The organism is Microcoleus sp. B4-C2, from assembly GCF_036705265.1.
Lineage (GTDB): Bacteria > Cyanobacteriota > Cyanobacteriia > Cyanobacteriales > Microcoleaceae > Microcoleus.
Genome location: NZ_JAUBUB010000010.1, coordinates 1 through 6,678 on the forward strand (window position 1 = coordinate 1; position 6,678 = coordinate 6,678).

Below are 6,678 nucleotides of genomic sequence, written 5' to 3' on the forward strand. Positions count from 1 at the left end.
ATGATGTGCCTCTGTGTTAGTTGCATTTGAGACTTGCGTTTTTTGGGCTATGCGTATTCCTTGTTCAACACTCACAACAATAGAATACCATTATTGTTTATAATTGCTTATAAACTCAATGAAGTTTTACAATACGATCGACACATTGAATTGAGAGCCAAGAAAGAATGAACGCGCCTTCGCGACTCGTTAAAAAAAACTTAAAAAAAAGCGTAGAGACCCAGATACCTGCATCTCTACACGATCGAACTTATTCAAATAATCAGCTTCAAATCTTCTTCGGCGCAAAAGGAGAACTCGATTCAAACGAACTGAAACCGCCGCCAAAATCCTCACCGTAAGCTTCTTCCCCGTGCAAGTCAATATCCAAACCTTTGTCTTCAGCAGATGACGGCACTCGCAGTTCCATAAACTGTTCCAAAATTTTCAGGATCACAAAAGTGCCGACACCCGCAAACACGTAAGTAGCTAGAACGCCTATCAACTGGGTGCCGATTTGCCCCGGATTCCCGGCAAACAGCCCGTCATTTCCGGCAAAGTTAACCGCTTTAGTGGCAAATACGCCCGTCAGAATAACGCCCACAGTTCCGCCGACGCCGTGAAGCGGGTAGGTATCCAAAGAGTCATCAAATCCAAGCTTAGCGCGCCAGCTAATGGCAAAGAAGCAACAAACCGAAGTGATCGATCCGATCAAAAGCGCTCCTACTGGCAGCACGAATCCAGCGGCAGGTGTGATGCCGACCAATCCCGCGAGGAAACCGCTAGCAATTCCCACTGCTGTCGGTTTGCCTCTGAGCACCCATTCGACAATTGTCCAAGTTAAACCGCCGACTGCTGCAGAAATCATGGTGGTGACAAAAGCCACTGTTGCTAAAGAACCAGCTCCCAAAGCGCTACCGCCGTTGAAGCCAAACCAGCCAAACCACAGCATCCCAATTCCCAACAAGACGTAGGGTACGTTGTGGGGGGTGTGGGGTTTCTTCAAGTGGTCTTTGCGGGGCCCGATTACCCAAGCTGCGACAACTGCAGAAACACCGCAACTGATGTGCACGACTGTGCCGCCGGCAAAGTCTAAAACTCCGATCGCCTCCAGCCAGCCTCTACCCCAAACCCAGTGAGCTAAAGGAGAGTAGATAAAGGTAGACCACAGCAGCACGAACCAGAAATAGGTTTTAAATGTTACCCGTTCGACGATCGCCCCGGAAATCAAGGCTGGAGTTATGATGGCGAACATCATCTGGTACACCATGAAGACTTGGTGGGGTATTCTCGGTGCATAGCCGATCGGATCTGGTGTGTCCGCCGTGACGTTGTTCAAGAACATCCAGTCGAAGCCGCCGATGAAGCTTTCGATCCCTTGCCCAAACCCTTTAGGATTTAGGTTGCTGGCGGTGACATCAAAGGCCAAACTGTAGCCCCACAGCGTCCATGTGACGCCGATCAGTCCCATCATGATTAAGCTCATCATCATGGTGTTGAGGACGTTGCGCGATCGCACCAGTCCCCCGTAGAAAAACGCCAGCCCCGGTGTCATTAGCAATACCAGTGCTGAGGAAACCAACATCCAGGCCGTATCGCCGGTGTCGATCGGATTTGGCACCACCGCAGCAGTACCAGCAGCATCTTGAGCTAAGGCATTGTCCGTTAGCGGCACGCTTAACAGCAACAGCGCGATGATGCCGATCATTAAACTTTTTTTGATCACGTTAGTTGTTGTACCTTCTCATACTCAGCAATTTTCCGGGAAGACCCAGCCGATTTTAGATGCGAGGATTTTAGATGCAATAGTTATTTGGTTTTAAGTCCGTGTTTTAGCGGAACAAATCTTCAATAGATAATTCCCCAATCCTCAACCTCCCGACTTCGTATAGCCGGACCCATCTAAATTTGTCAACTATCAATCCAATGGTCTGTGCCTTTTGGATTCCACCATTTGTACAAACAGTTATTCTGTATCACCCTATACTAAATAGCTAACTATCATATTTCTTAATGTATCAGTCGCTACTTGACATAGCCAGTGACAACAGAGTAATCGGAGAGGGGGTGTCGAGGAGAAGGCGGGAGTTTTGAATTGGGGAGAGTGGGAGGAGTAGAGGGGGAGAGTTAGGGAGAATGTTACTTTATCCTTCCCCCCGAATTTATCCGTGGGGTCAATGCTTCAATTCTTTAATCTAAAATCTAAAATCTAAAATCTAAAGTCGATTGACTCATGACTCATTTTTCAACTGCATCTGATCGAATAGTTGTAGGGCCGATCGCCAAACCAGATAACCTTGATCGTTAAGGTGCAAGCCGTCTGTGCTGAGTTCAGTTGGCAAATTGCCGTCTGCATCCGCAAACAGTGGGTGCAAATCCAGATACAAAACATTTTCCGAACTAGCAATTTCTTTCAGCCGTCGATTTATTGCCCGAATCCGACTGTTAGGAATCGCCAACAGCCGATCGCGATTTTCCCAAGTAGCTTGTTCCCCGCTGTGGGGCAAAATCGACTGCACCACAACTTGTGCTTTGGGGTGCGCCCACCGCAAATCGCGAATAATCTGCCGCTGGTTGTCCAAAATCCCTTCGTCGCTCGCCCCCCGCAACAAATCGTTAATCCCAATCATCACAAACACTGTATCCGGCGCAGTGCGATCGAACAACTGCAACCGCTTCAGCAAACCCAGGGAAGTCTCCCCCGAAATCCCTTGATTCAGCCAAATTCGATCGACTGGTAACAGCTTGGTCGGAAACCACATACTGAGAGAATCCCCAGCCAAAACACTCAATCTTGAGGGTCGATTCGCCGCCACCGCCTCAGCTTCGCGACCCAACTGCGTCACCCACTGCTGGTAAGTCCATTTATGTCGCGGCCCGGGAACGGGCACGTCTAGCACTGCCTTTGTAGAGATCGCCGGTTGGCCAATTTGTTCCTGGGCCGCTTCTGCCGTCACCGCATCATTCGCCTGGAACCTTTCTGTCAAGTTGTTTCCCTGCAGCAGTAGTTGAGCGACTGTAAGTATCAGTACCCCGTTCGTCACCAAAGATAGCAAAGCCCAAACCGGAACAGTTTTCGATCGGCTAACTTCCATCCCTAAGAGGGATTTATGAGTTCTACTTCTGCTACCTCCTCCGAACTTCTCCATAAACTCAAGCTATTTGCAGGCCTCACACCGAATAATTTGCACTGATTGCTGCATCAAATTTTACCGCTCAATTAAAGCCTCAATTCTTGTAAGAATCAAGCACTGTGCTGTATTGGGCAAGGGCGGCGATGCAGAACTTTGCTTTTTCGCACTACTTTACCATAAAAAATCTGCCTACCAAACTTTCTGGCACCGGAATCGGATTTGTCCAATCAGCAGACCTCAACAAAAATCTATCTAAAACTCACCGAAATTACTCATTTCTGATGCTAAAATCCAAAAATGAAAAAATTAACTATAACTGAAGCAGCCAAACTTAAAGGTGTGAGCGCTTCCACCTTGCGAAGATGGGAAGCCGAAGGCAAGCTAATACCAGAACGCACCGCTAACGGTCACAGACGCTATGACCTAGCTCATCTTCTTGGCTTAAAACCCAACGGCGCTTTAACCATTGCTTACGCTCGGGTTAGCAGTCACAACCAAAAAGATGATTTAGACAGACAAAAACAAGTTTTGGAATTGTTTTGTGCATCTCAGGGGTGGCAATTCCAAATCATTGAGGATGTAGGTTCTGGGGTTAATTACAGTAAGCGGGGTTTACAACATCTAATTCGGGCGATCGCAGATAATCAAGTAGAAAGGTTGGTATTAACTCACAAAGACAGACTGCTGAGATTTGGTTCTGAACTAATTTTTAATTTGTGCGAACACTTTGGGACAGAGGTAGTGATTATAAATCAAACCGAAAATACTAGCTGTGACGAGGATTTAGCTAAAGATATACTAGAAATAATCACTGTTGTCTCCGCCCGCCTTGATGGCACCAGGAATCCCAAGAACAAGCGCGTCGTTGAAGAACTTAAAGCAATTGCCGGTAAACTCTAATCAATACACCAGTTTGCAAAGTTCGTTAGTTACAGATTCTCAATTCCCATTTCCCCATTACCAATTAACAATGATCGGCGCCGACTCATGCAATCGAAAACTGCTATATGTACGCCATTAAAAGTAAGCTAACAATAAAAATATGCCCGCGTTCGTATCGAAGATTGAAACGCGAGCACAACGATAGACAGCCATAAGTTGGCGGGTATTTCAGATTCGGGTTTTTCTGAATAAAGAGGTGGATTAGCTGATAAATAGCTAATCTACGACACGAAAGCTGAATTGGTCGATCTCTTCGCACGCTCTACAGTTTGTTAGTCTTCCCCCCAGAACCCCCACCATAACCGCCGTAGCTGGTCTCACTTCTGTTATCCAAGCTCGTTTCCTTCACAAACCCAGTGTAAGCTTCCATCCCGTGTTCGCCGATATCCAAACCTTCAGCCTCCTCTAAAGCCGAAACGCGGATACCCAGCAAAGCTTTGAGTGCCAGCCAAAAAATCGTACTCAGCAGCACGGTCATCCCGCCTACAGAGATAATGCCGACCAACTGCGCCCAGAGTTGACCAAAACCTCCGCCCACAAGCAATCCGGCTGCAGGGCCTGCGGTATAAAGTCCAGTTGTAGGCCCGTCAGCAAACAGCCCAACTGCCAGAGTTCCCCAGATTCCACAGACTAAGTGAACTGAAGTTGCGCCTACAGGGTCGTCAATTTTCAAGTTGTCGAAGAAAGTTACTGCGAAAACTACCAGGATGCCGGCGATTATGCCGATTATGGCAGAGTTGGGCACGTTGATCCAAGCGCAGCTAGCTGTTACGCCGACTAAGCCGGCGAGGATGCCGTTGATAATCATCGAAAGGTCGGGTTTGCCAAGGTACAGCCAAGCCGTAATGGTTGCAGCAACTCCCCCGAAGGCACCGGCAGTGTTGGTGGTGATCGCAATGTGGGCGATCGCATTTGGATCGAGTGCCATTGTCGAACCGGGATTAAACCCGAACCAACCCAACCACAAAATCAAACAGCCCAGGGTGGCAATGCTCATATTGTGTCCCGGCATCGCCACAGTATCGCCGTCGCGGTACTTGCCGAGCCGCGGCCCCAAAAATGCAGCTCCCATCAAAGCCGCCCAACCGCCTACGGAGTGAACCACTGTCGAACCGGCAAAATCCCAGAAGCCTGCGTCTGCCAGCCAGCCTCCGCCCCAAATCCAGTGTCCGGTAATTGGGTAAGCAATTCCTACTAGCAGCAAGCTGAAAATTAAGAATTCAAGGAATTTAATTCGCTCTGCAACGGCTCCAGAAACGATCGTCGCAGCCGTTCCCGCAAAAACTAATTGGAAAAAGAATTTAGCGTTGAGGGGGACTCCCGTCCAGTTAAGCGACTCGAAAATGCCTTGATAAGCGTCTCCTGTGGCGGGGCTGTTGTCGGCTACGTTCCACAGAAAAAATCCGCTGCTGCCGATAAACTCGTTGCCGTTGCTGAACATTAAGGCAAAGCCGATCGCCCAATAGGCGATCGTAGAAAGCGCAAAAACAATCAAGTTTTTGGACAGCACGTTAACCGCATTTTTCTGACGGCAAAAACCGGTTTCCAACATACCGAAACCGGCGTTCATAAAGAACACGAGCATCCCCGCCACCATGACCCACATCGTATCCAGCCCCACCTTAAGGCTTGCTAATTGTTCCTCGGTGGTTGGCGTGGCAGGGGTTTGGGCTACCGCCGCATATCCCCACACCAAGAAGATGATTGCAGCTAAAGGTATGCAGGCTTGCCAACTTGGAGTGAGGCGGGCGATCGCCCGTGGTAACTTCTTCAACCTGTTGACTTTCGTAAAAAATTTAGCTGCTGGCAAATTTAAAGTCTCCCGCCTGACTTTTTTCGACTTTTTCTTTCCGACAGTCATTTTAATCACTTTTACCCTCTTTACGGCTACTAAGCTCAGCAATATTCGGAAAACTTTCCAATCTTACTACAAAAGTTTATTGGATTATTTGTTGAGATTGAGATAGTTATGATAGCCTAGCTCTTCTAGTTGATTTTGTTTTTTCAGTACAGATTCGGACAAAGTTTTGCGGTAATGCAAAACTCGCTCTAGCAATTCTGGCTGATGAGCTGCCAGTATCTGAACTGCCAGCAAGCCAGCATTCTTGGCGTTGCCGATCCCCACTGTTGCTACGGGTATTCCGGCTGGCATTTGCACGATCGAGTACAGCGAATCTACCCCTTGCAGGTGGCGGCTCGGTACGGGCACGCCAATCACTGGCAAGGGGGTTAAAGATGCTACCATACCTGGGAGGTGCGCCGCTCCCCCGGCACCTGCGATAATGACTTTCAAGCCTCGTTGGTGCGCGGTTTGGGCGTATTCCACCATGCGCTCAGGGGTGCGGTGCGCCGAGACGATCGCCACGGAGCAAGCAACACTGAATTCTTCGCAAACGGAGATCGCATCTTTCATGGTTGGCAAATCCGAATCGCTACCCATAATAATTCCAACTGTCGCTTGATTCATAAAATTTTCCGATTTTAGATTTCAGATAAATGCTAATTTTAAATGATTGCGTTAACTCAAATTTAGATATTTTGTACCAAAACTGACCCTTAAAAGCAATTTTGCCACCAGCCCCCGTCTGAGCAGCCCTGCAGCCAGCAAAAAGCAAAAAGCTCC

5 protein-coding genes are annotated in these 6,678 nt (G+C 48.2%); 1 reads left to right on the forward strand and 4 read right to left on the reverse strand.

Going from position 1 to position 6,678, the window contains the following annotated elements; translation table 11 throughout:
* Positions 1-268: 268 nt before the first annotated feature.
* Positions 269-1,705 carry an ammonium transporter gene (locus QUB20_RS05810; protein WP_333211990.1) on the reverse strand — a complete coding sequence of 479 codons (1,437 nt, stop codon included), beginning with the start codon at positions 1,703-1,705 and terminating at the stop codon, positions 269-271.
* 505 nt (positions 1,706-2,210) lie between these two features.
* Positions 2,211-3,128: an SGNH/GDSL hydrolase family protein gene (locus tag QUB20_RS05815; protein WP_333055869.1), complete on the reverse strand. Its 918-nt coding sequence runs from the start codon at positions 3,126-3,128 to the stop codon at positions 2,211-2,213.
* Between the two features lie 282 nt (positions 3,129-3,410).
* Here QUB20_RS05815 and QUB20_RS05820 point away from each other — a divergent pair, with 282 nt between their 5' ends.
* Entirely contained in the window at positions 3,411-4,013 is a 603-nt protein-coding gene (locus tag QUB20_RS05820; RefSeq protein WP_333233027.1) for an IS607 family transposase, read from the forward strand.
* Between the two features lie 304 nt (positions 4,014-4,317).
* Here QUB20_RS05820 and QUB20_RS05825 read toward each other — a convergent pair whose 3' ends face one another.
* A complete protein-coding gene (locus QUB20_RS05825; RefSeq protein WP_333249865.1) occupies positions 4,318-5,916 on the reverse strand; it encodes an ammonium transporter in 1,599 nt (532 codons plus the stop codon).
* Positions 5,917-6,000: 84 nt separating this feature from the next.
* Complete coding sequence (purE, locus tag QUB20_RS05830) at positions 6,001-6,522, reverse strand: 5-(carboxyamino)imidazole ribonucleotide mutase (RefSeq protein ID WP_333055865.1); 522 nt, start codon at positions 6,520-6,522, stop codon at positions 6,001-6,003.
* Positions 6,523-6,678 lie beyond the last annotated feature (156 nt).

Excerpts from the sequence above, each read along its gene's own strand:
- QUB20_RS05815 (WP_333055869.1), bottom strand. The coding sequence starts at position 3,128 with ATGGAGAAGTTCGGAGGAGGTAGCAGAAGTAGAACTCATAAATCCCTC.
- QUB20_RS05820 (WP_333233027.1), top strand. The coding sequence starts at position 3,411 with ATGAAAAAATTAACTATAACTGAAGCAGCCAAACTTAAAGGTGTGAGC.
- QUB20_RS05825 (WP_333249865.1), bottom strand. The coding sequence starts at position 5,916 with ATGACTGTCGGAAAGAAAAAGTCGAAAAAAGTCAGGCGGGAGACTTTA.
- purE (WP_333055865.1), bottom strand. The coding sequence starts at position 6,522 with ATGAATCAAGCGACAGTTGGAATTATTATGGGTAGCGATTCGGATTTG.